The sequence below is a fragment of the Kitasatospora sp. NPDC007106 genome (assembly GCF_040634455.1).
GTDB classification, from domain to species: domain Bacteria; phylum Actinomycetota; class Actinomycetes; order Streptomycetales; family Streptomycetaceae; genus Kitasatospora; species Kitasatospora arboriphila.
On sequence record NZ_JBEYFP010000788.1, the window covers coordinates 1 to 2,649 of the forward strand.

The following is a 2,649-nucleotide window of genomic DNA, read 5'->3' on the forward strand; positions in this document are numbered from 1 at the left end:
CCCCCGCCGCCCGCCCGCAGGCCTCCTCCGGCTGCGCCTTTGCCCACCGCTGCCCGTTCGCGGACGCCGACTGCGCGCCCCGCCCCGCCGCGACCGAAGTCCGCCCCGGGCACAGCGCCGCCTGCCACCACGCCCCCGACTGGCGCACCCGGCCCGCCGGCTGAGGAAGCGCAGGCCCTTCCGTCCCGCCCTCGCCGTCCCCGTCCCGGCGGCGTCCGCCCCTGCCCGGGAGATTCCTCGATGACCACCGCCCCCGCCGCACCGACCACCCTCCCGCCGCCCGACCTCGACCGGCTGCCCGAGCTCACCGCCGCCCTCGCCGGGTGCGCCGCCGAGCACGACCGCGACGGTAGTTTCCCCTCCCTTGACTTCGAACTCGTCCACCGGGCAGGGCTGTTGACGGCCACCGTGGCCGAGCGGCACGGCGGTCCGGGCGCCGGGCTGGCCGACACCGTCCGCATCCTGCGCGCCCTCGGAGCGGGTGACCCGGCGGTCGCGCTGGTCACCGCGATGACCCTGTTCGTCCATGCGGCACAGGCGCGCCGTCCGCACTGGCCGGCCGACGCGCTCGCCGACCTGCTCGACGAGTCCGCCCGGCGGCCTGTCCTGGTCAACGCGCTGCGCGTCGAGCCCGACCTCGGCAGTCCCGTCCGCGGCGGGCTGCCCGCCACCGTCGCCCGGCGCCGCGGCGACCGCTGGGAGCTGACCGGCCGCAAGATCTGGTCGACCGGCGCCGAAGCACTGCGTTGGATGCTGGTCTGGGCCCGCACCGACGAGCCCGAACCCAGGGTCGGCTCCTTCCTCGTCCGCGCGGACAGCCCCGGCATCACCGTCGAACCCACCTGGGACCACCTCGGGCTGCGGGCCAGCCGCAGCGACGACGTGCTGTTGGACGCCGTCCCGGTGTCGCTCGACCGGGTCACACACCTGGGCCCGCCCGGTGCCGAGGGCGGCCGCGACGCCGTCGCCGGCGCCTGGAACGCCCTCGGGCTGACCGCCCTCTACCTCGGCGTCGGCCGGGCCGCCCGCGCCTGGCTCATCGGCTTCCTGCACGAGCGCACCCCCAGCGCCCTCGGCGTACCTCTCGCCACCCTGCCGCGCTTCCAGAGCGCCGTCGGCGAGATCGACACCGCCCTCGCCGGCGCCGAACGCCTCACCGCCGCGCTCGCCGCCGCCGTCGACGCCGGAGAACCGGGCGCCGCCGAGGAGTCGGCCGGCGCCAAGGTGCTCGGCACCCGCGCCGCCGTGGAGGCCGTCCAGCAGGCCGTCGCCCTGGTCGGCAACCACGGACTCACCCGTCAGCACCCGCTCCAGCGCCACCTGCGCGACGTGCTCTGCAGCCGGGTGCACACCCCGCAGGACGACGCCGTCCTGCTCGCCGCAGGCCGCGCCGGCCTCGCTCGTACCGCCCCCTGACTCGCCGACACCACCGCCACCACAGAAGGGAACCGACCGTGCCTGTCGAGTTCATCGGCATGATCTCCACCCACGACGTCTCCGAGACCCGCCCCGCGCGCGGCCCCGTCGTCGACGCCGACTACACCCGCCGCTTCGCCCGGGCCCACGAGGAGGCCGGCTTCGACCGGATCCTCGTCGCGCACTCCTCCGCCAGCCCCGACCCCAACCAGGTCGCCGCGTACGCCGCCGCGCACACCGAGCGGCTCGGCCTGCTGATCGCCCACCGCCCCGGCTTCATCGCCCCGACGGTCGCCGCACGCACCTTCGCCACCCTCGACCAGTTCTCCGGCGGCCGCGTCGCCGTCCACATCATCACCGGCGGCCACGACGCCGAGCAGCGCCGCGACGGCGACTACCTCACCAAGGACGAGCGCTACGCGCGCACCGACGACTACCTCACCGTCCTCAAGCGGGCCTGGACGGAGGAGAAGCCCTTCGACCACGACGGCCCGCACTACCGCTTCGCCGACTTCCACTCCGAGGTCCGCCCCGCGCAGCAGCCTCGCATCCCGCTCTACTTCGGCGGCTCCTCCGAGGCCGCCTACCGGGTCGGCGGCAAGCACGCCGACACCTTCGCGCTGTGGGGCGAGCCGCTCGCCGAGACGGCCGAACAGATCGGCCGCGTCCACGCCGCCGCCGAGGCTGCCGGCCGCACCACCCCGCCCGGTTTCAGCGTCTCCTTCCGGCCGATCCTCGGCCGGACCGAGGACGAGGCCTGGGACCGCGCCCACCGCATCCTCGACACCATCCGGGGTCGCGGCGACGCGTTCGGCGGGCGCCGCGCCGTGCTCCCCACCGGGCCCGGCGCCACCCCGCAGAACGTCGGCTCCCAGCGCCTGCTCGCCGCCGCCGCCAAGGCCGACCGGCACGACCGGGCGCTGTGGACGGCCCCCGCCGCCGCCACCGGCGCGGCCGGCAACTCCACCGCCTTGGTCGGCACCCCCGAGACCGTCGCCCAGGCCCTGCTGGACTACGTCGACCTGGGCGTCACCACCCTGCTCATCCGCGGCTACGACCCGCTGGACGACGCCGTCGACTACGGCCGCGAGCTGCTGCCGCTGGTCCGGGCCGAGGTCGCCCGCCGGGACGCCACCGCAGCCGAGCCCGCCGACACCGTGCCGGCGGCCGTCCGATGACGGCCGTCGCCGCCGAGGTCCGTCGTGCCGGCCACTGGACGCCGACGGCCGGCAC

At 76.7% G+C, this 2,649-nt stretch carries 2 protein-coding genes; both read left to right on the forward strand.

Annotation, left to right across the window (positions count from 1 at the left end):
- Positions 1–240 precede the first annotated feature (240 nt).
- The gene (locus ABZ641_RS32330) at positions 241–1,416 is read left to right on the forward strand and encodes an acyl-CoA dehydrogenase family protein (RefSeq protein WP_359987615.1); all 1,176 of its coding nucleotides are present in this window, start codon (positions 241–243) and stop codon (positions 1,414–1,416) included.
- A 38-nt stretch (positions 1,417–1,454) separates the two neighbouring features.
- The gene (locus ABZ641_RS32335; RefSeq protein ID WP_359987618.1) at positions 1,455–2,594 is read left to right on the forward strand and encodes an LLM class flavin-dependent oxidoreductase; all 1,140 of its coding nucleotides are present in this window, start codon (positions 1,455–1,457) and stop codon (positions 2,592–2,594) included.
- Positions 2,595–2,649: the final 55 nt, after the last annotated feature.